This is a genomic window from Streptomyces sp. NPDC059443, from assembly GCF_042750105.1.
Taxonomy (GTDB): domain Bacteria; phylum Actinomycetota; class Actinomycetes; order Streptomycetales; family Streptomycetaceae; genus Streptomyces.
Map to the genome: position 1 here is coordinate 79072 of NZ_JBHYVM010000016.1, position 23219 is coordinate 102290.

The 23219-nt window shown below is 71.7% G+C and carries 18 protein-coding genes; 14 read left to right on the top strand and 4 right to left on the bottom strand.

What is annotated here, in order from left to right; genetic code table 11:
- Nucleotides 1–30 precede the first annotated feature (30 nt).
- Both ACFXDJ_RS17740 and ACFXDJ_RS17745 read left to right on the top strand, forming a co-directional pair.
- On the top strand, nucleotides 31–1131 hold the full coding sequence (locus ACFXDJ_RS17740; protein WP_384661132.1) for a DUF5925 domain-containing protein: 1101 nt from the start codon (nucleotides 31–33) through the stop codon (nucleotides 1129–1131).
- Nucleotides 1132–1231: 100 nt separating this feature from the next.
- Nucleotides 1232–1774, top strand: coding sequence for an FABP family protein (locus ACFXDJ_RS17745; RefSeq protein WP_384661135.1), 543 nt, complete (start codon nucleotides 1232–1234; stop codon nucleotides 1772–1774).
- A gap of 57 nt (nucleotides 1775–1831) precedes the next feature.
- On the opposite strand, the gene ACFXDJ_RS17750 is transcribed toward ACFXDJ_RS17745, so the two are convergent.
- Nucleotides 1832–2224: a GntR family transcriptional regulator gene (locus ACFXDJ_RS17750; protein WP_384661138.1), complete on the bottom strand. Its 393-nt coding sequence runs from the start codon at nucleotides 2222–2224 to the stop codon at nucleotides 1832–1834.
- An 84-nt stretch (nucleotides 2225–2308) separates the two neighbouring features.
- Here ACFXDJ_RS17750 and ACFXDJ_RS17755 point away from each other — a divergent pair, with 84 nt between their 5' ends.
- From ACFXDJ_RS17755 to ACFXDJ_RS17765, 3 genes are all read left to right on the top strand, one after another.
- Nucleotides 2309–3253, top strand: a complete 945-nt coding sequence (locus ACFXDJ_RS17755; protein WP_384661141.1) for a GNAT family N-acetyltransferase — start codon at nucleotides 2309–2311, stop codon at nucleotides 3251–3253.
- Entirely contained in the window at nucleotides 3250–3756 is a 507-nt protein-coding gene (locus ACFXDJ_RS17760; protein WP_384661143.1) for a DUF402 domain-containing protein, read from the top strand. The genes ACFXDJ_RS17755 and ACFXDJ_RS17760 overlap by 4 nt, the downstream gene beginning before the upstream one ends.
- A gap of 240 nt (nucleotides 3757–3996) precedes the next feature.
- On the top strand, nucleotides 3997–5007 hold the full coding sequence (locus ACFXDJ_RS17765) for a lytic polysaccharide monooxygenase (protein WP_384849489.1): 1011 nt from the start codon (nucleotides 3997–3999) through the stop codon (nucleotides 5005–5007).
- A 91-nt stretch (nucleotides 5008–5098) separates the two neighbouring features.
- On the opposite strand, the gene ACFXDJ_RS17770 is transcribed toward ACFXDJ_RS17765, so the two are convergent.
- Nucleotides 5099–5959, bottom strand: a complete 861-nt coding sequence (locus ACFXDJ_RS17770) for an esterase/lipase family protein (RefSeq protein ID WP_384654267.1) — start codon at nucleotides 5957–5959, stop codon at nucleotides 5099–5101.
- A gap of 243 nt (nucleotides 5960–6202) precedes the next feature.
- Between ACFXDJ_RS17770 and ACFXDJ_RS17775 the strand changes: the two genes are divergently transcribed.
- The 3 genes from ACFXDJ_RS17775 to ACFXDJ_RS17785 all read left to right on the top strand — a co-directional run bounded on the left by ACFXDJ_RS17775 (nucleotide 6203) and on the right by ACFXDJ_RS17785 (nucleotide 8600).
- Nucleotides 6203–7318, top strand: a complete 1116-nt coding sequence (locus tag ACFXDJ_RS17775) for a DUF3533 domain-containing protein (RefSeq protein WP_384654265.1) — start codon at nucleotides 6203–6205, stop codon at nucleotides 7316–7318.
- Entirely contained in the window at nucleotides 7315–7977 is a 663-nt protein-coding gene (locus tag ACFXDJ_RS17780; protein ID WP_384654262.1) for an acetate uptake transporter, read from the top strand. The genes ACFXDJ_RS17775 and ACFXDJ_RS17780 overlap by 4 nt, the downstream gene beginning before the upstream one ends.
- Before the next feature lie 74 nt (nucleotides 7978–8051).
- Nucleotides 8052–8600, top strand: a complete 549-nt coding sequence (locus ACFXDJ_RS17785; protein WP_384654259.1) for a YcxB family protein — start codon at nucleotides 8052–8054, stop codon at nucleotides 8598–8600.
- 44 nt (nucleotides 8601–8644) lie between these two features.
- Here ACFXDJ_RS17785 and ACFXDJ_RS17790 read toward each other — a convergent pair whose 3' ends face one another.
- Together ACFXDJ_RS17790 and adhE are read right to left on the bottom strand one after the other, a co-directional pair.
- Entirely contained in the window at nucleotides 8645–9901 is a 1257-nt protein-coding gene (locus ACFXDJ_RS17790) for a vanadium-dependent haloperoxidase (protein ID WP_384654256.1), read from the bottom strand.
- Nucleotides 9902–10165: 264 nt separating this feature from the next.
- Complete coding sequence (gene adhE, locus ACFXDJ_RS17795; RefSeq protein WP_384654253.1) at nucleotides 10166–12799, bottom strand: bifunctional acetaldehyde-CoA/alcohol dehydrogenase; 2634 nt, start codon at nucleotides 12797–12799, stop codon at nucleotides 10166–10168.
- 311 nt (nucleotides 12800–13110) lie between these two features.
- Here adhE and ACFXDJ_RS17800 point away from each other — a divergent pair, with 311 nt between their 5' ends.
- The 6 genes from ACFXDJ_RS17800 to fxsT all read left to right on the top strand — a co-directional run bounded on the left by ACFXDJ_RS17800 (nucleotide 13111) and on the right by fxsT (nucleotide 23093).
- The gene (locus tag ACFXDJ_RS17800) at nucleotides 13111–14013 is read left to right on the top strand and encodes an alpha/beta fold hydrolase (RefSeq protein ID WP_384654250.1); all 903 of its coding nucleotides are present in this window, start codon (nucleotides 13111–13113) and stop codon (nucleotides 14011–14013) included.
- A gap of 284 nt (nucleotides 14014–14297) precedes the next feature.
- Entirely contained in the window at nucleotides 14298–14462 is a 165-nt protein-coding gene (locus ACFXDJ_RS17805) for a hypothetical protein (protein ID WP_384654247.1), read from the top strand.
- Nucleotides 14463–14491: 29 nt separating this feature from the next.
- The gene (fxsBH, locus tag ACFXDJ_RS17810; RefSeq protein ID WP_384654244.1) at nucleotides 14492–16777 is read left to right on the top strand and encodes a radical SAM/SPASM protein FxsBH, inactivated beta-hydroxylase extension form; all 2286 of its coding nucleotides are present in this window, start codon (nucleotides 14492–14494) and stop codon (nucleotides 16775–16777) included.
- Complete coding sequence (locus ACFXDJ_RS17815) at nucleotides 16774–17604, top strand: aminoglycoside N(3)-acetyltransferase (RefSeq protein WP_384654242.1); 831 nt, start codon at nucleotides 16774–16776, stop codon at nucleotides 17602–17604. Before fxsBH ends, ACFXDJ_RS17815 begins: the two co-directional genes overlap by 4 nt.
- Nucleotides 17605–17647: 43 nt before the next feature.
- Entirely contained in the window at nucleotides 17648–19111 is a 1464-nt protein-coding gene (locus ACFXDJ_RS17820; RefSeq protein WP_384849547.1) for a TIR-like protein FxsC, read from the top strand.
- A complete protein-coding gene (gene fxsT, locus ACFXDJ_RS17825; RefSeq protein ID WP_384654240.1) occupies nucleotides 19095–23093 on the top strand; it encodes an FxSxx-COOH system tetratricopeptide repeat protein in 3999 nt (1332 codons plus the stop codon). The genes ACFXDJ_RS17820 and fxsT overlap by 17 nt, the downstream gene beginning before the upstream one ends.
- Nucleotides 23094–23219: the final 126 nt, after the last annotated feature.

The window sequence follows — 23219 nt, forward strand, 5'->3', positions numbered from 1 at the left end:
AAGGCCAGTTCGTGCCGGATCATGGGCGCCATGCCAGCCAACCCGCAAGACGCGCTGCCGATCCGGCTCAACGTCGACGACAGCGACTCCCCGTCGGACGTCGTCGACGCGCTGTTCCTCGGCCGCTTCGCGTCCGGCGAGCAGCCCTACTCGCACAGCGTGTCCATCGAGCGGGTCAAGGCGGGCGCGACCCTGCTGCCGGCCGAGGCCACCGTGCTGCGCTCGGCGCGCGACACCGACCGCAGCGCCACGCTCGCCGAGGGCGAGGGATGGACCATGCTCGTCTCCCGCTGGAGCCGGGGCGCGGACGTCACGGTGACCGCGGTCAGCGACGAACTCGCCGCCGGGGTGCTCGACGAGGCCACGGCCGGGGTGCAGGACGAGCCCGAACCGCAGCCGGAGAACGTGACGATGGGGTTCTGGTACGTCTCCCCGCGCCGCGGCCCCTACCGCACGACCCGGCAGATCGCGGCGGGCACGTGGCCGGAGGTGCGGCCCAACTACACCGCCCCGGTGGCCTCGGCGATGGACCGGCTGATGAAGGTCACCCCGGACGACATCGCGGGCCGGCTGCTCCTGCTGCACGGTCCGCCGGGCACGGGCAAGACCTCGGCCCTGCGCACGCTCGCCCGGTCCTGGCGGGACTGGTGCCAGGTGGACTGCGTACTGGACCCGGAGCGGCTGTTCAACGACGTCGGCTACCTCATGGACATCGCGATCGGCGAGGACGAGGGCACGGCGAAGGGCCGCTGGCGGCTGCTGCTCCTGGAGGACTGCGACGAGCTGATCCGCGGCGAGGCCCGGCACACCGCCGGGCAGGCACTGTCACGGCTGCTCAACCTGACGGACGGTCTGCTCGGCCAGGGCCGCAACGTCCTGGTGGGCGTGACCACCAACGAGGACCTGGAGCGCCTCCACCCGGCCGTGGTCCGGCCGGGCCGCTGCCTGGCCCGGATCGAGGTCGGCCGCCTGACGCACCGCGAGGCGGTGGACTGGCTCGGCACCGACGAGGGCGTCTCCCGCGAGGGCGCGACGCTGGCGGAGCTCTACGCCCTGCGCCGCGGCACGACGGGCCCCTCGGCCCTGCTGCCGCAGCAGGGCCACGACGCCGAGGCGGGGCTGTACCTGTAACTCCGGTGTGCCTGTGGCGACGACAATGGGCCCGCGGACGAAGGCCCCCGTCGACCGACAGCCGCCCTTTCCGGGGGACCCACGAACAGGAGAACGCACCGTGCTCGAACCGGCGCAGGAGAACCCCTTCCCCGACAGCCACGTCCTCGGCGAGGGCCCGGAGCCGCACCCGCAGCTCCAGCCCGTGCTGGGCCTCATCGGCCGCTGGCACGGCCAGGGGAGCGGCGAGTACCCGACCCTGGAGCACGGCTTCCGGTACGAGCAGGAGATCACCTTCAGCCACGACGGCCGGCCCTTCCTGTGCTACGAGTCGCGCGCGTGGCTGATCGACGCCTCCGGGACGGCGCTGCGCCCCGCGGGCCGGGAGACCGGGTGGTGGCGGATCCTGCCGGACGCCTCGGTCGAGGTCACGCTCGCGCACCCGACGGGCATCGTGGAGACCTACGTCGGCAAGGTGTCCGGCACGGAGATCGAGATGGCCACCGACACCGTGGGACTGACCCCCCGGGCCAAGGAGGTGACCGGCATGCGCCGCCGGTACACCCTCCGGGACGGCGAGCTGACGATCGTGCAGGAGATGGCCGCGGTGGGCCAGCCCATGCAGCACCACCTCCAGGCGCAGCTGCGGCAGCGCAAGGACTGACCGGGGTCAGGCCGTCCCGGGCATCAGGCCGTCCCGGGCGTCAGGCCGACCCGGGCGTCAGGCCCCGTACCGCGCGCGCAGCGCGTCCAACGCCGTCGCCGTCGCCTCGTCGAAGGTCAGCCCCAGCCGCCGCGCCCGCTCCGCATAGGCCTGCGCGGCGGTGGCCGCCTCCCGGGCGGCCCCGTCGCCCGCCGCCGCGACGAAGGTGCCGTTGCGGCCGCGCGTCTCGATGACCCCGTCCGACTCCAACGCCCGGTAGGCCTTCGCGACCGTGTTCGCCGCCAGTCCCAGTTCCTCCGCGAGGCCCCGTACCGTCGGCAGCTTGAACCCGGCCGGCAGCCGCCCGGCCCGCGCCCCCTCCGCGATCTGGGCGCGCAGCTGCTCGTACGGGGCGGCCGCGCCGGCGGCGCCGTCGATGCGGATCTTCAGGTGCGGGGAAGTCGAGGTCACGGGGCCGATTCTCCCCCATGACCCCGGGCCTCGGCCCCGAAATTCGCGGGCGCGCACCCCTCGGCGGCCCGTACGGTCGAAACCATGCCCACAACCATCCGTGACCTGCGCCCGGACGACCCGGCCGACGCCGAGTCCGTCGTACGGGTGCGCCGCGCGGCCCTGCCCTTCATGATCAGCACGGCCCGCGGGGTGGCCTTCGAGCTGGCCTGCGCCCACCCCGCCAAGCGCTACCGCCTCCTCGTCGCCGAATCCGCCGACGGACAGGTCATCGGCACCGCGCAGGTCGGCATCGCCTACGACAGCCCCGAGCCCGGCCAGGGCTTCGTCAACGCCTACGTGGACCCCGCACGGCGGGGGCTCGGCGCCGGGAGCGCCCTGCTGCGCGCGGCGGAGGAGCATCTCGCCGCCGCGGGCGCGAAGGACTCGTACGCCTGGGTGCTCGACGAGCCGCCCCACCGCGCGTTCGCCGGGCGCCACGGGTACCGGCCCTCCCGCTCCGCGCACTTCCTGCGCCTGGACCTGACCTCGGCGGCCCTGCCCGCGCTCCCCCGGAACCTGCCCGCCGGTGTCGAACTGCGCCCCGGCTCGGCCTTCGCCGCCGATCCGCGCCCGCTCTTCGAGGCCGACGCGGCGGCGTCCCTCGACGAACCGGGCGACGTGGCCGTCGAGTTCGACGACTACGAGGACTGGCTGCGGCACACGTGGAACAACCCGTACCTGGACCGGGAGCTCACCACCGTGGTCCTGGTGGACGGCGAGGTCGCCGCCTTCACGGCCGCCCACACCGACGGGGCCACCCGCTACTCCTCGGCCATGACCGGCACCCTGCGCGGCTTCCGCGGGCTGGGCATGGCCAAGCTCGCGAAGAACGCCTCGCTGCTCCGGGCCCGCGCGGCGGGCTACACGGAGGCGTTCACGGGCAACGACACCGGCAACGGCCCGATGCTCGCCGTCAACACCTGGTTCGGGTACGAGGTCTGCGCGACCGAGACCCGCTTCACGAAACGATTGGATCCCCTGCGATGAGCGACCGGCAGACAGACCGACTGACCGACCGGCTGACCGTCACCCTGACCAAGGCGGGCCGCACCAAGATCAGCTACCCGGCCGAGCCGGTGGCCGACACCGGCACGCGGATCACCGTACGGGCCCCCTGGGCGGCCGAAGGGGTACGGGACTTCGGGTTCGTGCGCTTCGAGCCGGGCGACGTGTTCACCGAGCACTTCTGGCGCGACCGCTGGTACGCGGTCAAGGAGGTCCGCACCGCCGAGGGCGTCCTCAAGGGCTGGTACTGCGACGTGACCCGCCCGGCGGTGGTGACGGAAACCGCGATCCTGGTCGAGGACCTGGACCTCGACCTGTGGGTGTCGGCGGACGGCACCGAGGTACTGCGCCTCGACGAGGACGAGTTCGCCGGGAGCGGCCTCGCCGCCACCGACCCCGGGGCCGCCGCCGAGGCCGTCCGGGCCCTGGACACCCTGGACGCCCAGGCCCGCTCGGCGGCCGGAATCGCCGCGCTCCTGGCCTGATCCGCTCCCGGGCCACGGGTTTCTGTGGGCCCGCTTAGCGGCTCCTTAAGCGGACCCTAAGGATCGGCTCCCGGGGGCTGAAGGCCGCCGAACGGCCCGTGCGGGCGGTTAGTTTGGCTGGGCCAGGGAGGGCCGGAGGCGGCGCCGCGCACCCGTGAGGGGCGGCGCCGCACAGCCCCGCACCTCCTGGCGCATCCACGACTCGCGCTGCCATGTGCCGTGCCCCAGAGGAGATCCACCATGTCCGCACGCCGTACCGCCGCCCGTATCGCCGCCGTCGGCCTCGCTCCGCTCGCGGTGGCCGCGTACGCCGCCGTGCCCGCGGCCGCCCACGGTTCGATGACGGACCCGGTCAGCCGGGTGGCGGCGTGCTACGCGGAGGGTCCGGAGGCCCCGAAGTCGGCAGCCTGCAAGGCGGCGGTCGCGGCGAGCGGGACGCAGGCGTTCTACGACTGGAACGCGGTGAACATCGCCAACGCGGCCGGTCAGAGCAAGTCCCTGATCCCGGACGGGCAGTTGTGCTCGGCGGGCAACGGCAAGTACAAGGGCCTGGACCTGGCGCGCGCCGACTGGCCGGCGAGCCCGATGGCCCCGGGCGCGCACACCTTCCGCTACAAGGGGACCGCCCCGCACAAGGGTTCCTTCGAGCTGTACGTGACGAAGGACGGCTACGACCCGACGAAGCCGCTGAAGTGGTCCGACCTGGAGCCGGCGCCCTTCGTGAAGGTCTCCGACCCGGGGATGCAGAACGGCGACTACGTGTTCTCCGGCAGCGTCCCGAACAAGACCGGCCGGCACCTGATCTACAGCATCTGGCAGCGCTCGGACAGCCCGGAGGCCTTCTACTCCTGCTCGGACGTGGTCTTCGGCAAGGACACCGGCGCGACCGGTGGCAAGCCGGGCGGGAAGCCCGGCACCAAGCCGAGCTCCACGCCCTCGGAACAGCCGTCGGAGCAGCCCTCGGAGCAGCCCTCCGCCCGGCCCTCGGCCCCCACCGACCAGCAGATCGCCGATGGCGCGAGCAAGTCCACGGTGGAGCACGGAGGGCACGGGGACAACGACCCGAAGACGAACGCGGACGCCTCCCCGTCCCCGATCGCCCCGCAGAGCGGGACCAACCTCGCGGAGACGGGTGGCAGCAGCGCCACCCCGGCGATCGCGATCGCCGGGGCCGGCACCCTGGCCGTCGGCGCGGCCGTGCTGTTCGCGCTGGCCCGCCGCCGTGCGACGCCGGGCCGACACGGCCGCTGACCGGGCGGCGACGGGCACCGACTGACAGCGGCCGCCGGCCCGCCGGGGGGCGGGTCGACGGCCGCTGTCAGTCAGTCACCCGGTCGGTCTGTCAGTCGAAGACCGACGCGCAGGTGGTCCGTTCGGCGTGCGCCGGGTCGAGGGCGTTGGCCGCCTCGTGCCAGGCGATCCGGTCGGTGAGGGCGATGGCCACGTGCTCCGACAGGTCCAGTGCGCACAAGTCCTGGAGCAGCACGTTGCGGACGTCCGGCCCGCTGAGGAACTGGCTCCGGTACGGGGTGACCACCTCGTCGTAGCGGGTGGCGATCACCGTGTACTTGACCCCGGGGACGGTGTCCCCGCCCACGTTCAGCTTGTTGATGAAGGCGGATCCGGCGATCTGGTCGGCGAGCCCGGGGGTGGCGGTGCTGATCAGGTTCTCGGCGCCGGGGAAGTACGGGAGGAGCTGGGTGAGCCCGTCGAGGGTGGTCCCGTGGTTGTCGGGGGCGAGCCCGACCAGGGCGTTGACCTTGGCGGCTCCGCCGAGGAACTTCAGGTAGTAGTTCGGCATCATGCCGCCCTGGGAGTGGCCGACGATGTCGGTCTTGGCCGCTCCGGTGGAGGCGAGCACCTTGTCCACGAAGGTGTCGAGCTGGCCGGCCGACTTGTCGATGGGGCCGAGCCCGTTGAAGAGGGGTACGCCGGGCAGTTGCCCGTAGTCGAGGGAGTAGACGCAGTACCCCCGGTGGACGAGGTACGGGGCGAAGCCGAGCCAGTTGTCGACGGAGTTCCCGAAGGTTCCGTGGACGAGGACCACGGGGCGGGGATGGGCGGCGGACGGTTTGCAGGACCAGTTGTTCCAGCCGCTGCTCGGCGCCGAGGCGGCCTGGGCCGCGCCGGTGGGGGCGACGAGTGCGGCGGTGGTCAGGGTGAGGACGGCCAGCGGGCGGAGCAGGCGTCTCCAGGGCAGCATCGTGTGATCTCCTTGCGTGTCTTGGGGGACAACGAGGGGACGGCTCGGGAATTACGTGGGGGTTCATCCCGTGATCCGGATCACAAGGGGTGCTGCAGCCGCTAAATTACGGGCGAGTAGCAAGACAGGGAAGTTACGCGTCGGTAAAAGATGGGCCTGGTTCGGCGCAGACCCCGGGCGGGGCTTCATCCGTTCGGCCCACCCCTGCTGCGCCCGGCCCCCGGTACGCCGAGCGTGTGAGACATGACCCAGACCACCAACGCAGATCCAGGGCCGTCCGGCGGGTTCCTCGCCGAGATCAAGGACGCGGTGACCACCCGGGCCGCCCTGCTGGTCCTGGGCGTACTCGCGCTCCAGCTCGCCTTCATCACCTCCTACGTCGGGGCCTTCCACCACCCCGAGCCCAGCGAAATCCCGATCGCCGTGTCGGCGCCGGTCGCACCGGTCGCGGAGCAGTCGGCCAAGCAGCTCGCCGCCCTGCCCGGCAAACCGCTCGACCCGCGCGCCGTCAAGGACGAGGCGACGGCGCTGAAGCAGATCCAGAACCGGGACGTGGACGGCGCGCTGATCATCGACCCGGCCGGCAAGGCCGACAAGCTGCTGGTCGCCAGCGGTGGCGGGGCCTCCCTCTCGCAGGCCCTCGTGGAGATCGTCGGGCGCGCCGAGGCGGCCCAGGGCCGCACCCTCCAGGTGGCCGACGTGGCCCCGGCGGACAAGGGCGACGCCCGCGGCCTGAGCTCCTTCTACCTGGTGGTCGGCTGGTGCGTGGGCGGCTACCTGTGCGCCGCGATCCTCGCGATCAGCGCCGGCGCCCGGCCGGCGAACATCCATCGCGCCGTCATCCGGCTCGGCGCGCTGTTCGTATACGCGGTGGCGGCCGGACTCCTCGGCGCGGTCATCGCCGGACCCGTCCTGGACGCCCTGCCCGGCAGCATCCCGGCCCTGTGGGGGCTCGGTACGCTCGTGGTCTTCGCGGTCGGCGCGATCACCCTGGCCTTCCAGGGGCTCGCGGGGGTGGTCGGCATCGGCCTGGCGATCCTGCTGGTGGTGGTGTTCGGCAACCCGAGCGCGGGCGGAGCCTACCCGTACCCGCTGCTGCCGCCGTTCTGGAAGGCCATCGGCCCGGCCCTGCCGCCGGGCGCGGGCACGTACGCCGCGCGCTCGATCGCGTACTTCAAGGGCAACGACGTCACCGGGCCGCTGCTGGTCCTGAGCGGCTGGGCGGTCCTCGGCTCGGCGGTCACCCTGGCCTGTGCGGGGTTCCACAAGGGCAAGGCCGGGCCGGCCGTGGGCAGCGGGCTGCCCGAGCCCGAGGTGTCCGACGCGTCCGGGGCGCCCGGGGCAGGGGCCGGCCGGTGAACAACCCGATCCTGCGCAACCGGCAGGGACCGGCCGAACAGGCCGTCTCCGTCAAGCGGATGGAGCCGAGCGCGCAGGCACAGCTGGGCGCGCTCGGCCTCACCGGCTTCATCGTCGTCACCACCATCGCCACCGGCATCGACGCGGGCGTCTTCCCCGAGAAGCTCGGCCACTCGGTGCTCCCGCTGGTCGGCTTCTTCATCGGCGGACTCGCCCAGCTGCTGGCCGGGCTCTTCCAGGCGCAGCGCGGCGACACCTGGCACGCGACCGTGTTCGGCGGCTTCGGACTGTTCTGGATGGCGAAGGCCTGCCTGCTCCAGTGGGTGCTGCCCGCCACCGATCCGGCCCTGCGCGGGGACGTCAGCGGACTGTTCACGCTGCCGTGGGTGTTCGTGGTGTTCGTGCTGTGGATCGGCAGCTGGCGGATCCATCTAGTGCTGCTGTCCACGTTCACCTGCGTACTGGTGGTCTTCGTCGCCATGACGGTCAGCGGGTTCACCGGCTCGGTCGTCTGGAACCGGATCACCGGCTGGAGCGGGCTGCTGGCCGCGCTCGGAGCCACGTACCTGCTCGCCGGCCAGATCATGGCGAGCACGTGGGGCCGCCAGGTGCTGCCGATGGGCCGGTTCCTGGCCCCCGAAGAGCACCCGGAGACCTAGGTCGTCTCTTTCGGATCTTGCCCGGCCCGACCGCCGTGCCGGCCCGGGCGGGCGGTGTCGTACGCTCCGCTGTCATGAACATGGATCAAGCCGGGCAGGCCGGCGCCGACACCCTGCGCAGTGCCCGGTTCGAGTACGCCCCGGCCGCCGCGGACTACGACGAGGCCCTGCGGCGGTACACCCTCGGGACCTGGCCGGGGCGCACCAGGTTCCTCTGGCTCCCCGCGCTGCTCGGGGCCGCCGCGGGACTGCTCCGCGTCCTGCGGTGGGGCCTCGGCTGGACCGGCATCGCCATCGTGGCCGTCACCGCCGTCATCGCCACGCTCGGCATCCGGCAGTGGCACCGCAAGTCCCGGATGAAGGACCTCTACGAGAGCGACGCCGCCCTCGGCACCATCCGCACCATGCTCGCCGAGGACGGCCTGCGCACCACCACCGCCGACGGGGAGGACGAGCACGCCGACGAATGGCGCGGCTACCCCTGGTGGTTCGAGACCCCCGAGTTGTTCGTCCTCACCGGAAGCCTGGAGCACTTCCTCGTGCTGCCCAAGCGCGGGGCGGCCTCCCCCGCCGACCTCGACCGGGCCCGCGCCCTGTTCACGGAGCACCTCCGGCGCATCTGAGCTCCGGCGCATCTGAGCGCGGGCCCGCCGGACGGGCCGGCCGGCTAGCCGAGGGGCGCGAGCAGCCGGTCGGCGCCGCGCAGGGCGTGCCGGCCGACGGCCTTGCCGAGGGCGACCCCCGCCTCGTCGGCGGAGCGGGTGTGGATGCCCGAGAAGATCCGCGCGTCGACGTTGTCCCGCGTCAGCTGCTCCCAGCTCGTGTACGTACGGCTTGCGCCGGGCGCCGTCGGGCTGGTCACGGAGAACGGGGCGGTACGGGGTCCGGCGAGGGCGTCCAGGATCACCTCGGCGGCTCCGGCGTAGGTGTTGTGGCCGCTGGGGTAGTCGGGGTGGGCCGGGGTCTGGTGGAGCGGGGTCCAGGCCGGGTCGGGATCGATCGTCCCGGTCCGGATCGCGGTGACCGGGCGCCAGCGGGTGTACGCGTACTTGCTGTCGGAGGTGGCGATCTGGGTGTCGACCAGGGCCGCGTGGAACAGCCCGACCAGCCCCGCCCGTTCGGCGGCCGAGCCGTGCGAGCGGGTCACCGCGACGCGCAGCGGCTCGGTGTACAGGGCCAGCGAGGAGCCGTACCAGAAGGTGGCGGTCTCGGTCTGGCGCGCGCTGCGGACGGTGGAGCCGGCGGCTCCGTACGCGCGCACCTCGGCGAGGTCGGCGCGGTACCGGCGGGAGTCCAGCGCGGGCGGCGGGCCGAGCCGGTACTGGTCCGGGGAGTCGAGCAGGAACGGCCTGGCCACGCGGTTGCCGTACTGCGCGGCGGGGGCGTAGCCGTCGGGCGTCGGCCGCCATGCGCCGGGGGCGGCGGGCGGGACGGCGAAGGGCGCGTTCACGGAGGCGGGGTCGAGGCCGTCGCCCTGGCGGGAGGCGAGCGCGAGCTTCGCCTGCCGGGCCCCGGCTTCGACGCCCCGGTCCTCGGCACGGCCGTCGGGGATCCGCCCGAGGGTGGCGGCGAGCGCGGCGTCGAGCTCCGCCTTGCGGGTGGGCGCGAGCTCCACGAGGGAGTCGTGGACGGCGGAGGCGACGGCGGCGTCCTGGAAGGCCGCCCGGTCACGCCCACCGGGGGCCTCCCGGCCCGCGCGGGCGGCGGCCAGCCAACTGATCGCCCAGGTACGGCTGTTGGTGACCTGGGTGGGCGCACCGGCGGCGGTGACGGTCTGGGCGGTGACGTCGTACCACTCGCGCACGACGGCTCCGCGGTCGCCGGCGGGCGCGGCGGCCCGGGCGGCGGACGGGAGGGCGACGACCGTGGCGGACAACGCCAGGGCGGACCCGAGGGAGAACAGGACCGAGCGGGACAACTTCACGGACACTCCCGGCAGGCGGACTTCGAGGCAGAGGAACCGGGCGGCCGGAGCAGGTCATCGCTCTCGCCGCCACGCGCCGAAGCTAGCCAGCCGCCACCACACGGCGCAACGCCCCTTTCCCGTCAGGCCGGTTCGGCCACACACCTGTAGTCCGCCGTCCACACCCGCGTCACACCCACGGCCCGGGACACATGGAAGGCCCGCCCGGGTCTTAGCGCCCCGGGCGGGCTCTTCCTGTCCTTAGCGGACGTTCATGGGGGGGTGTTACTTCTTCTTGCCGGCCTTCTTGGACGGGGCACCCTCGGCGTTGCCGTAGTAGGCCTGGAGCATGAGTTGCTTCAGGTCGTCGATCATCGGCATCCGCGGGTTGGCGGGGGCGCACTGGTCGGCGTAGGCGTTCATGGCCTGGGTCGGCAGGGCCTCGATGAAGGCCTGCTCGTCCACGCCCTCCTCGGCGAAGGAGGCGGTGATCCCGCACTTGGCGCGGAGCTCCTCGACGGCCTTGGCGTAGGACTCGACGCCCTCGGCGGCCGTGGCGGCCGGCAGGCCCAGCATCTTCGCGATCTCCTGGAAGCGCTCCGGCGCCCGGTAGACCTCGGCCTTCGGCCACGGGGTGGCCTTGTGCGTGACGGTGCCGTTGTGCCGGATCACGTGCGGCAGGAGCAGCGCGTTGGTGCGGCCGTGGGCGACGTGGAAGGTGTTGCCGAGGGTGTGCGCCATGGCGTGCACCATGCCGAGGAAGGCGTTGGCGAAGGCCATGCCCGCCACCGTGGAGGCGTTGTGCATCTTCTCGCGGGCCTCGGGGTCGTTGGGACCGTCGACCACGCAGCGCTGGAGGTTTTCGAAGATGAGCTTGATGGCCTGGAGGCACAGCCCGTCGGTGTAGTCGTTCGAGTAGGCGGAGACGTAGGCCTCGGTGGCGTGCGTCAGGGCGTCGAAGCCGGAGTCGGCGGTCACCTTGGGCGGGAGGCCCATCGGCAGCATCGGGTCGACGATGGCCACGTTCGGGGTCAGCGCGTAGTCGGCGAGCGGGTACTTCTGGGCCGCGGCCGGGTCGGAGATGACGGCGAAGGGGGTGACCTCGGAGCCGGTGCCCGAGGTGGTCGGGATGGCGACCATCTTGGCCTTCTCGCCGAGCGAGGGGAACTTGTAGGCGCGCTTGCGGACGTCGAAGAACTTCTCCTTGGTGTCCGCGAACTCGACCTCCGGGCGCTCGTACATCAGCCACATGATCTTCGCGGCGTCCATCGGCGAGCCGCCGCCGAGGCCGATGATCGTGTCGGGCCGGAAGTCGCGCATCATCGCGGCGCCGGCCCGGACGGTGGCGAGCTCCGGGTTGGGCTCGACGTTGTCGATGACCTGGATGGCGACCGCGCCGTCGCGGGCCTGGAGGATGTCGGTGACCTTCTGGACGAAGCCGATGGCGACCATCGTCTTGTCGGTGACGATCGAGACGCGGCTGATGCCGTCCATCTCGCCGAGGTACCGGATGGAGTTGCGCTCGAAGTAGATCTTCGGCGGGACCTTGAACCACTGCATGTTGGTGTTGCGCCGTCCGATCCGCTTGACGTTGATCAGGTTGACCGCGGTGACGTTGTTCGACACCGAGTTGTGTCCGTACGAGCCGCAGCCGAGGGTGAGCGAGGGGAGGAAGGCGTTGTAGACGTCGCCGATGCCGCCGAAGGTGGAGGGCGAGTTGGCGATGACGCGGATCGCCTTGACCTTCTTGCCGAACTCCTCCACGAGGGCCTCGTCCTCGGCGTGGATGGCGGCGCTGTGGCCCAGACCGTGGAACTCGACCATTTCGGCGGCCAGTTCGAGGCCGTGCTCGGTGTCGGAGGCCTTCAGGGCGGCCAGTACCGGGGAGAGCTTCTCGCGGGTCAGCGGCTCGTTCTCACCGACCTCGTTGCATTCGGCGAGGAGGATCGAGGCGTCGGCGGGGACGGTGAAGCCGGCCTGCTCGGCTATCCACTGCGGGGACTTGCCGACGACCGCCGGGTTCAGCTTGGCGCCGCTCGCGTCCGCCGCGTAGGCGGTGGTGCCGAAGACGAACTGCTCCAGCTTGGTCTTCTCGGCGGCGGAGACCACGTGGGCGCCGAGCCGCTTGAACTCGGCGAGGCCCTTCTCGTAGATCTCGGCGTCGAGGATGACGGCCTGCTCGGAGGCGCAGATCATGCCGTTGTCGAAGGCCTTGGAGAGCACGATGTCGTGGATCGCGCGGCCGAGCTTGGCGCTCTTGTGGACGTACGCGGGGACGTTGCCCGCGCCGACGCCCAGGGCCGGCTTGCCGCACGAGTACGCGGCCTTGACCATGGCGTTTCCGCCGGTCGCGAGGATGGTGGAGACGCCCGGGTGGTTCATGAGGGCGCCGGTGGCCTCCATGGAGGGGGCGGTGACCCACTGGACGCAGTTCTCAGGGGCTCCGGCGGCCACGGCGGCGTCACGGACGATGCGGGCGGCCTCGGCCGAGCAGTTCTGCGCGGAGGGGTGGAAGGCGAAGATGATCGGGTTGCGGGTCTTGAGGGCGATGAGGGCCTTGAAGATCGTGGTCGAGGTCGGGTTGGTGACCGGGGTCATCGCGCAGACGACGCCGACCGGCTCGGCGATCTCCGTGATGCCGTTGAGCTCGTCGCGGCGGATCACGCCGGCGGTCTTGAGCCCGCGCATCGAGTTGACGACGTGCTCGCAGGCGAAGAGGTTCTTGACGGCCTTGTCCTCGAAGAGTCCGCGACCGGTCTCCTCGACGGCCAGCCGCGCGAGCTCACCGTGCTGGCTCAGCGCGGCCAGCGAGGCCTTCTTGACGATGTGGTCGACCTGCTCCTGGTTGAACGACGCGAACTGGTCGAGCGCCTTGAGCGCCTCCTGGACCAGTCCATCCACCATCTCGTTGGCCTGCATGGCAGGAACTCCTTCATTTCGACTCAACTCGAACCGCTTTCCTGATGACTCAATTCGACACCCGAAAGCGGAAGCCGTAGTGCCGAAAAAGCCCTTTTCCGGCAGGCCGAACGGCCGTTCACGCCCGTTCACCCGTTCCCGATCATGCCACTGACCTGCAAAGACATCCCGGGACTTAGGACCCCTGTGCGCTTGTGAAAACTTTCACAAGAATTTCGAGCGGAGTGCGCCCTACCGCGCTCCTCCCCCGGCGAGGACAATCACCGTGAAGAACCACGAAGAGTCGGGTCGACCATGTTGGGAGGGAGCGCGTGCGCAGTCAGGTGCGCGACGCGGAGGGGCGGAATCTGACGGTGGAGACCTGGGGCGACCCGGAAGGCAAACCCGTCTTCCTGCTCCACGGGATGCCCGGCAGCCGGCTGGGACCCGCCCCCCGGGGCATGGTGCTCTACCAGCGCCGGATGCAGCTCATCGCCTACGACAGGCCCGGCTACGGCGGCTCCGACCGCCACCCCGGCCGCACCGTCGCGGACGTGGCCCAGGAGGTGGCCACGGTCGCCGATTCCCTGAACCTCGACACCTTCGCCGTGGTCGGCCGCTCCGGCGGCGCCCCCGGCGCGCTGGCCTGCGCCGCCCTGCTCCCCGACCGGGTCACCCGGACGGCCGCCCTGGTCCCCCTCGCCCCCCGGGACGCCGAGGACCTCGACTGGTTCGAGGGCATGACCGCTTCGAACGTCCGGGAGTACTCCACGGCCGGCCGCGACCCGGAGGAGCTGGCCGCCCGGCTGATCCCCCGCGCGGCGGGCATCGCCGAGGACCCCGGCCGACTGCTGGACGAGCTGCGCCAGGAGCTCACGGCCAGCGACCTGCTGGTCGTCGCGGACGCGGGCCTGCGCGCGATGCTGCTGCGCAACTACCGCGAGGGGGTCCGCACCTCCGCCTACGGCTGGATCGACGACGTACTGGCCTTCAGCAGCCCCTGGGGCTTCGACCCCGCCGACATCCGCTGCCCGGTGATGATCTGGCACGGGGGGCTGGACGAGTTCTCCCCCGTGGGCCACTCCCGCTGGCTGGGCCGCCGGATTCCCGGCGCCACCACCACCATCGACCCGGACGCCGCGCACTTCGGAGCCCTGCGCGCACTGCCCGACGTACTGACGTGGCTGCTCAGGGACCTGCCGGCGCCGCCGGTCAACGAGCAGCAGCCCGCGTAGGAGGGGGCCGGGGAGCGTCCACGGGCCCCCGGGATCCCCCGGAAAAAGAAATGGATCTTGCTGTCAGGCAAACGGCCGAATACCCGCATCCACGGAATTCGGTCATGTTTTCCAGGGACGGTTGACCGTTCGTCACATCCGGGCGTAGGAGAGGTCACGGTATCGGCAACCCCCTGGTCGTTTAGCACGCCGATGGGCAACCAGGAGGGTAAAGTCCGCGCCAGACACTGGCTCCTCGCCAATGTCAACCCTTCCCATCCCATGACCTCCACGAGGACGGCGTCATGAACACCTCCGCACCCCCACCGGCCGGCACCGTCGGCGCCCGTCGCGTCCCGCTCGACCGGATCGACGTCCGCGGTGCGCGCGCGGCCGCGAACCTGAGCCGGATCCTCCCGAGGGAATCCGGCCGACTGGTTCAGGCGCCGATCTTCAACTCTGCACTCTGACCCGGAAGTCCGCACTCTAGACTGGTGGAATGACCGGCCTGATCGCTTTTCGCGAGATCGTCCTGAAAGTTCACAGCAGATGCGATCTTGCTTGTGATCATTGCTATGTCTATGAACACGCAGACCAGAGCTGGCGAGGCCGGCCGAAAGTGATCTCCCCCGAGGTCATTTCCCATACCGCGGCACGGCTCGCCGAACATGCACAGTCCCACGCACTCCCCTCCGTCACGGTCATCCTTCACGGAGGGGAACCGCTTCTGGCCGGACCGGACCGACTGCGGGTCGTGTGCGAGGAATTCACCCGCGCCCTCGACGGAATCGCCGCCCTCGACCTGCGCATTCACACGAACGGGCTACAGCTCACCACCCGCTGCCTCGACCTCTTCGCCGAATTCGGCGTCAAGGTCAGCGTCTCCCTCGACGGGGACCGCGCGGCCAACGACCGCCACCGCCGCTTCGCCGACGGACGCACCAGCCACCCGCTCGTCCTGGCCGCCGTGGAGCTCCTGCGCACCGAGCCCTACCGCCACCTCTACCAGGGCCTGCTCTGCACCATCGACGTGGCCAACGACCCCGTGGCCGTCCTCGACGCCCTCGTCGAACTGGCGCCCCCGCGCGTGGACTTCCTCCTCCCGCACGCCACCTGGAACGCACCTCCCGTCAGGCCCGACGGCGCCCCCGACACCTACGCGCGCTGGCTGCTGCGGGTCTTCGACCACTGGGAGCGCCGCGAGCGCCCGGTCCCCGTACGGACCTTCGAATCCCTGTTCTCCACCCTGCGCGGCGGGCCCAGCCTCACCGAAGCCCTCGGCCTCACGCCCACCGACCTCGTCGTGGTCGAGACCGACGGCAGCCTCGAACAGGTCGACTCACTCAAAAGCGCCTTCGACGGGGCCGCGGCCACCGGTTTCAACGTCTTCGACCACGCGTTTGACCAGGTCGCGGCCCATCCCGGGGTCCGCGCCCGGCAGCTGGGCCTGGCCGGCGTCAGCGATACGTGCCGCCGGTGCCCCGTCGTACGCTCGTGCGGGGGCGGGCTCTACACGCACCGCTACAAGGCCTCCGAGACCTCCGGGACCGGCCCCTCCGGCTGCGGGGACTTCGACAACCCCTCCGTCTACTGCACCGATCTGCGCGAGCTCGTCGACGGGGTCGAGGGCCGTACGAGCGCCCGCGCGAGCGCGCCCGAACTCTCCGACCCGGCCGAACTCGCGGGCTCCCAGGAACAGCTCACCCGGACCCTGCTCGCCCTCCTGAACGACGGCCGGACGGGTGATCCCGAATGGACCCGCGCCTGGGAGGTGCTGGGCGCCGTGGAGCGGGCCGGGGACGCCGGCGAGGACGCGCTGGACGCCGTACTGGCCCACCCGTTCACCCGGACGTGGGTCATGGCCTCGATCGAGGCCGAGCGGGAGGGCCGCGGCGACGGCCCGAAGACGGCCCGCAGGCTGACCGCGCTGACCGCCGCCGCCGTCCTGCGCGGCGGGCTCGACCTGCCCGCCGAGGTCGCCTACCGGGACGGCGAGGTGTACCTGCCGACGCTCGGCCTGCTGCGCCTGGGCGAGCCCGGCACCGACGGGCGGGCCGCGCTGCACACCACCGACGAGGGGTACGCGGTCCGCGAGGAGGGCCGCCCCGAGCACCGCTTCGGGCCCGCGGCGGGCGATGCCCGCTGGCAGCCCGTACGGACCTGGTCGCCCGGGCCGGACGAGGCCCCGGTGGCCCTGGAGGACCTGGACCCCCACCGCAACTGCTTCGCCCGCCCGCCCCGGCTGCGCCTGGGCACCGGGGAGGCCGAGGAGTGGCGGGAGCGGCTCCGCCGGGCCTGGGCGCTGCTGCACGAGGCCGTACCCGAGTCCGCCCGGGCCGCCCGCGCCGGGCTGACCACGCTGACCCCGCTGGCCGGCGGCCCCCGGACGGCGGGCTGGGGCGAGGCCGGGCGGCACGGGCCGGGCGCGCTCGGAGTGCCGTACGCGGCGGGGGTGCGGGAGACCGCGCTCGCGCTGCTGACCGGATGGCGGCGGGCCCGGCTGCAGGCGCTGACCGAGGTGACCGACCTGTACGCGCTGGACGGGGAGTGGCAGCACCCCTCCCCGTGGCGGGAGCGCCCGGTGCCGGTGTCCCGGCTGCTGGCCGACGTACACGAGCGGGTGGCCGTGGAGGCCTACCGGCGGGCGACGGCGGCCGCCGAGCCGGGCGGGGCGGACCGGATCGGCCGGGCGCTGGACCGGCTGTCGGGCGCGGCGGAGCTGACGAGCACCGGGAAGCGGTTCGTGGAGGAACTGCGCTGGGAGCTCAAGGCGGTCGACGCGTGACCCCGGCTGCCGGCAACGGCCCCTCCGGCCTCTCCGACGACTTGCGCCGCCTCGGCGTCCGCCCCGGCGCGCGCCTGATGGCACACGCCTCCCTCGGCGGCACCGGACTGCGTGCCGAGACCCTGCGGGACTCCCTCCTCGGCGTCCTCGGCCCGCGCGGCACCCTGGCGGTCCCCGCCTTCACCCCGGAGAACTCCAAGACCTCCACCGCCCACCTGGAGCGGATCGCGGGGCTCGGGGAGGAGGAGGTACGGGCCTTCCGCGCGCGGATGCCCGCCTTCGATCCGGAGCGCACCCCGAGCCAGGGCATGGGCGCCCTCGCCGAGGCCGTCCGCACCGCTCCGGGAGCCGTGCGCAGCGATCATCCGCAGACCTCTTTCGCGGCGGTCGGCGCGGGCGCCCGGGAACTGTGCGCGGGACACCCCCTGACCAGCCATCTCGGTGAGGAATCGCCCCTGGGAGAAATGTACGGGGAGAGGTGGGAGGTGCTGATGATCAATGTGGGATTTTCGGTCTGCACCGCTTTCCATCTCGCGGAGTACCGAATTCCGAAGCCCCTCTTGCGCATGTACGAGTGTGTGGTGAAGGTGAACCTTCCGGGGCTTCCGGGGGGGCAGCCCCGCAGGCGGGAAGGAGCTCCGAAGGGGGAAGGGTGGACCGCGTACGAGGACATCGCGCTGGACGACAGCGATTTCGCCGAGATCGGCAGGTCGTTCCCGGAGGACCGGGTGCGCCGGGGGCGGGTGGGGGGAGCATCGACCATGCTCTTCTCCCTTCCGGATGCCGTCGATCACGCGCTGAAATGGATGACTGAAAACCGACGCTGATTGACTGAACGATGAGGGGAAGCGGCGAAGAAGCTCCGGAATGATGTTTCTTCGCTCGTATCTTCGGGACGGGGGGCGTGTGCCCGCATCAGTGCATCCGTACTTTTTTCTCAGTTATGCGCATACACCGAGGTTCGGGGCGGGGGGACCCGATCCGGACATGTGGGTGGAGCGCCTCTTCCGCGATCTCTGCAGCCATGTCATGGCGCTGACGAACCTGCCGGCGGGAGCCGAGGCGGGCTTCATGGACCGGGAGATACGCAGCGGTGAGGGCTGGTCGGAACGGCTCGGTGCGGCGCTCGCCACCTGCCGGGTCTTCGTCCCCCTGTTCTCACCGCGCTACTTCGCCAGCGAGATGTGCGGAAGGGAGTGGTTCGCCTTCGCGCAGCGCACCGTCCAGCACGAGGCTCTCAGCAACCAGCCCGCCGAAGCCATCGTGCCCGCGCTGTGGGTACCGGTTCCGCCCTCCCAACTGCCGCTTCCGGCCGAGCGGTTGCAGTTCAACCACAACACCTTCGGTGAGCGGTACGTCACCGACGGGCTGTACGGCCTGATAAAACTGCGCGGTTACGCCGAGCAGTACGAGAGCGCCGTGTACGAACTCGCCAAGCGGATCGTCCGCGTCGCCGAGACCGTCCGGCTCAGGCCGATCCGCCCGCTGGACTACCGCCTGGTGCCGAGCGCCTTCGGCTCCCCGAGCAGCACCGCCCGTACCCTCCACATCACCGTGGCCGCCGCCTCCCGGCACGATCTGCCGGAGGAGCGCAGTCCCGAGTACTACGGGGACAGCGCCCTCGAATGGAATCCGTACCATCCGGTGTCCCAGCGGCCCATCGCCTACGTGGCCGAGGACCTGATACGCAACCTCAACTACCAGACGAGCGTGGGGTCCTTCGACGACGAGGCCGGGCACTTCGACTCCAAACAGCCACCGGCCCGCCCCGAGATCCTGATCGTCGACCGGTGGGCGGTGGAGGACGAACAGCGCCGCCAGCGGCTCGCCGCCTTCGACCAGGAGTCCCGGCCGTGGATCAACGTGGTCGTGCCGTGGAACCGCTACGACCACCAGAGCCGCGCGAAAGAGACCGAATTGACCCACCTGCTCGAAGACACCATGCCCGTCAAGATGAGCCAGGGCCGGGCCGCCTGCCGGGCCGCGGCCAACGGCGTGGCCAACATGGAGACGCTCGGCCAGATCCTGCCGCAAGTGGTGGAGGCGGCCGCCCAGCAGTTCCTGAGACACGCCCAGGTCTACCCGCCGGCGGGCAGCCCGGCCGGTGGCGCCGACCGGCCGCGGCTGCTCGGGCCGATGGGGATGAACGCGCCCCCGGCCCTGCCGCCCGCCGCCCCCTTCCCGCCGAACGCGACGGACACGACCGACGGGACCGGAAGGACCGGCGGACGCGGAAGGGCCGGCGGAACGGGAAGGATCGGCAGGCTCCAGGGACCCGACCGCATCAACGACAACGACAACGACCGGGGGGACGAGGATGACAGCGAGTCGTGACAGCGGTATCAGCTCTGACGGACACCGCGAGGGGCGGATCGTCACCTTCTACTCGTACAAGGGCGGCACCGGCCGCACGATGGCGCTGGCCAACACCGCCTGGATCCTCGCCGCCAACGGCAAGCGGGTCCTCGCCGTGGACTGGGACCTGGAGGCTCCCGGCCTGCACCGGTTCTTCCACCCCTTCCTGGACCCCTCCACCCTCGGTGCCACCACCGGGGTCATCGACCTGATCAGCGAGTACGCGTGGGCCGCCACCAGCCCGGTGCAGCGCGCCGACGACTGGCACAAGGACTACGCGCGGATCCAGCCGCACGCGGTCTCGCTCACCCCCGAGACCCTCGGCTGGGAGTTCCCCGACGGCGGCACCCTGGACTTCGTCTCCGCGGGCCGGCAGAACCGCGAGTACTCGGCGACCGTCTCCACCTTCGACTGGGACAACTTCTACGACCGGCTCGGCGGCGGCCTCTTCTTCGACGCCCTGCGGGCCGACATGAAGCGGAACTACGACTACGTGCTGATCGACAGCCGGACCGGTCTCTCCGACATAGCCGATATCTGCACCGTCCACCTTCCCGATGTCCTCGTCGACTGCTTCACCCTCTCCGACCAGTCCATCGACGGCGCCGCCTCCGTGGCCCGGCAGATCGACGAGCGGTTCAACGACCGCGGCATCAAGATCTACCCGGTCCCGATGCGCATCGACGAGGGCGAGAAGGAGAAGGCCGACGCCGGGCGCGCGCTGGCCCGGATCAAGTTCGACCGGTTCCCCAACGGCCTCGTGGGGGACGAACTGACCTCCTACTGGGGCGCGGTGGAGATCCCGTACCGCCCCTACTACGCCTACGAGGAGACCCTGGCCACCTTCGGGGACGAGGCCGGGCTGACCAACTCCCTGCTCTCCGCCTTCGAACGGCTCACCGCCGTCGTCACCGAGGGCGACGTCACCTCCATGCCCGCCATCGGCGAGGAAGTGCGGCTGCGCATCCGCGACGCCTTCACCCGGCGCCGCCCCGCCCTGCCCGCCGACCTCTTCCTCTCCTACGTCGCCGAGAACCGCATGTGGGCCGACTGGATCGAGTCGGTGCTCACCCGGGCCGGCTTCCGGGTCGTGCCCAAGGACGTCTCCGCCGAGCGCGCCCCGAACACGGCCGCCGGGGACACCCTGGGCGGGACCGGCATCAGCGTGGACACCGCCGCGCGGACCGTGGTGCTGCTCTCCAGCGCCTACCTCAAGTCCGCCCGCGCGGTGGACGTGTGGGAGCGGGCCGCCGCCGAGGACCCGACCGGGGGGCGGCGCCAGCTGGTGCCGCTGAGGGTGGGCGACGTACGCCTGTCCACCCCGTACATCGACCGCAATCCGGTGGACCTGTTCCGCCTGGACGAGGTGCACGCCACGGCCGCCCTGCTGCGCGCGGTGGAGCGGCCGATGGCGCTGCCCGACACCGTGGCCAGCGTCTCCGCGCCCGGCCCGCGCTTCCCGGGGACGGTGCCGAAGATCTGGAACGCGCCGCCCCGCAACCCCGGGTTCACCGGCCGGTCCATCGTGCTGGAGCGGATGCGCGACCAGCTCGGCGGCGGCATGGCCGTGGTGCTGCCGCAGCCGCAGACCCTGTACGGGCTCGGCGGCGTGGGCAAGACCCAGGTGGCGCTGGAGTACGTACACCGCTTCATGGCCGACTACGACCTGGTGTGGTGGATCTCCTCGGAGCAGACCGACGACGTGGTCGCCACCCTGGCCGAGCTGGCCGTACGGCTCGGCGCGCAGACCGGCGAGGACATGTCGTCCGCCTCCCAGGAGGCCATCGACCTGCTGAGGCGCGGGGTCCCCTCCTCGCGCTGGCTGCTGGTCTTCGACAACGCCGACGACCCCGAGACGCTCAAGCGGTTCTTCCCGCCGGGCGGCCCCGGGCACGTGCTCGTCACCTCCCGCAACCAGTCCTGGTCGCAGTACGGTGACGCGCTCCCGGTGGACGTGTTCCTGCGCGAGGAGTCCATCGAGCACCTCCAGCGCCGGGCCCCCGGGCTCAGCAAGGACGACGCCGAGGAGGTGGCCGTCGCGGTCGGTGACCTGCCGCTCGCGGTCGAGCAGGCGGGTGCCTGGATCGCGGAGACCGCGACCCCGGTGTCCGCGTACCTGGAGCAGCTCGCCCAGCAGGCCGCCAGGGTGCTGGCGCTGAACCAGCCCCCCGGCTACCCGGAGCCGGTGGCCGCCACCTGGAACGTCTCCATCGAACGGCTCCAGTCCCGCTCGCCGGCCGCCGTACGGCTGCTCCAGCTGTGCGCCTTCTTCGCGCCCGAGCCGATCTCGGCGAACCTGCTCTACAGCAAGGAGATGATCGACGCCCTCAAGCCGTACGACTCCTCCCTCCAGGAGAAGCTGGTGCTCGGCCGCGTCATCCGTGAGATCGGCCGGTTCGCGCTGGCCAAGGTGGACCAGGTCAGCAACAGCATCCAGGTGCACCGGCTGGTGCAAGCGGTGATCCGGGCGCAGCTGTCCGAGGAGGAGCAGCGCGAGGCCCGGCACGCGGTGCACCGGATCCTGGCGGGTGCCCGGCCGGACGACGACGAGCCGATAGACAACCCGGAGACCTGGCCGCGGTTCAACACCATCTGGCCGCACCTGACTCCTTCGGAAGCCCGGTTCTGCAAGGAGCCGGAGACCCGCCGGCTCCTGATCGACCGCGTCCGCTACCTCTGGAAGCGCGGTGACTTCAAGGCCGCGTACTCGCTGGGCGAGGAGCTGCGCGAGACCTGGCGCGAAACCCTGGGCGGCGACGACCTCCAGTACCTCTACCTGCGGTTCCACCTCTCCAACATCCTGCGCTCGCAGGGCCGGTTCGTGGAGGCCATGGAACTGGACGAGGGCACGCTGGAGCGGCAGAAGGCGGCGCTGGGCGTCTCGCACCCGCACACCTACATGACCACCAGCGGCCTGGCGATGGACCTGGGCGCACTCGGCCGGTACGGCGAGGCGATGGAGCTGGCCACGGCCGCGCACGAGGGCTTCGGGCAGATCTTCCACGAGGCGCACCCGCGCACCCTGGCGGCCGCGAACAACCTGGCGCTGAACCTGCGCATGATCGGGCAGTACGCGCGGGCCAGGGAGATCGACCAGGAGGTCTTCGACCGGCGCACCGAAGTCCTGGGCACGAACCACCCGTACACCCTGTCCTCGGCGCAGAACCTGGCGCGCGACCTGCGCGAGGTGGGCCGGTACGACGACTCGGTGCAGCTGCTGAGCCGGACGTACGAGATCTACAAGCGGACGCTGGGCCGGGCCTTCCCGGGCACCCTGTCGGCGGCCAAGAACCTGGCGGTGTCGCTGCGCCGGGCGGGAGACGTGGAGGACGCGCTGCGGCTGACGACCGCGACGCGCAACCGCTACCGGGCCAAGTACACCGCGGTCAACCCTGACCTGCTCGCCTGCGAACTGAACCTGGCGGCGGACCTGTTCGCGACCGGGGACCCGGGCGGGGCACGGGACCTGGCCCAGGAGGTGGTGGACGAGTACATCAAGGTGCCGGGCGAGCGGCACCCGTACACCCTGGCCGCGGTCAACAACCTCGCGGTGTTCCACTGGGGCACGGGGGCGGCGGAGACCGCCGAACCGCTGCTGCGCCAGACCATCCACCACATGCGCGAGGTGCTGGGCGACAACCACCCGCACACCATCTTCGCCAACCTCAACCTGGCCAACGCCCGGGCCGACCTGGGCGATCCGGAGGGGGCTCTGGAGCTGGAGCGGATCTCGGTGATGCGGCTGCGCGAGGCCCTGGGCGTGCACCACCCGGAGACCCTGGCGAGCGCGTCGAACATGGCGGTCAGCCTGGACATGATGGGGCGCAAGGAGGAGGCGAACCGGGTACGGGCGGAGGCGGTGACCGAGCTGGCGCGGCTGCTGGGCGAGGACCACAGCCTGACCCGGTACGCGCGTGACGAACGGCGGATCCACCGAGACCTGGAGCCGCTGGCGGTGTGATCCGCAGGGGCGGCCCCCGCGGGGGCCGCCCCCCCCCCCCACCCGACACCCGACGGGGGGGGTGGGGGTGTGTGTCAGCGGTGTCTTATAAACAAATGACGCTGCGCTCGCATAGATAGTGGTTTA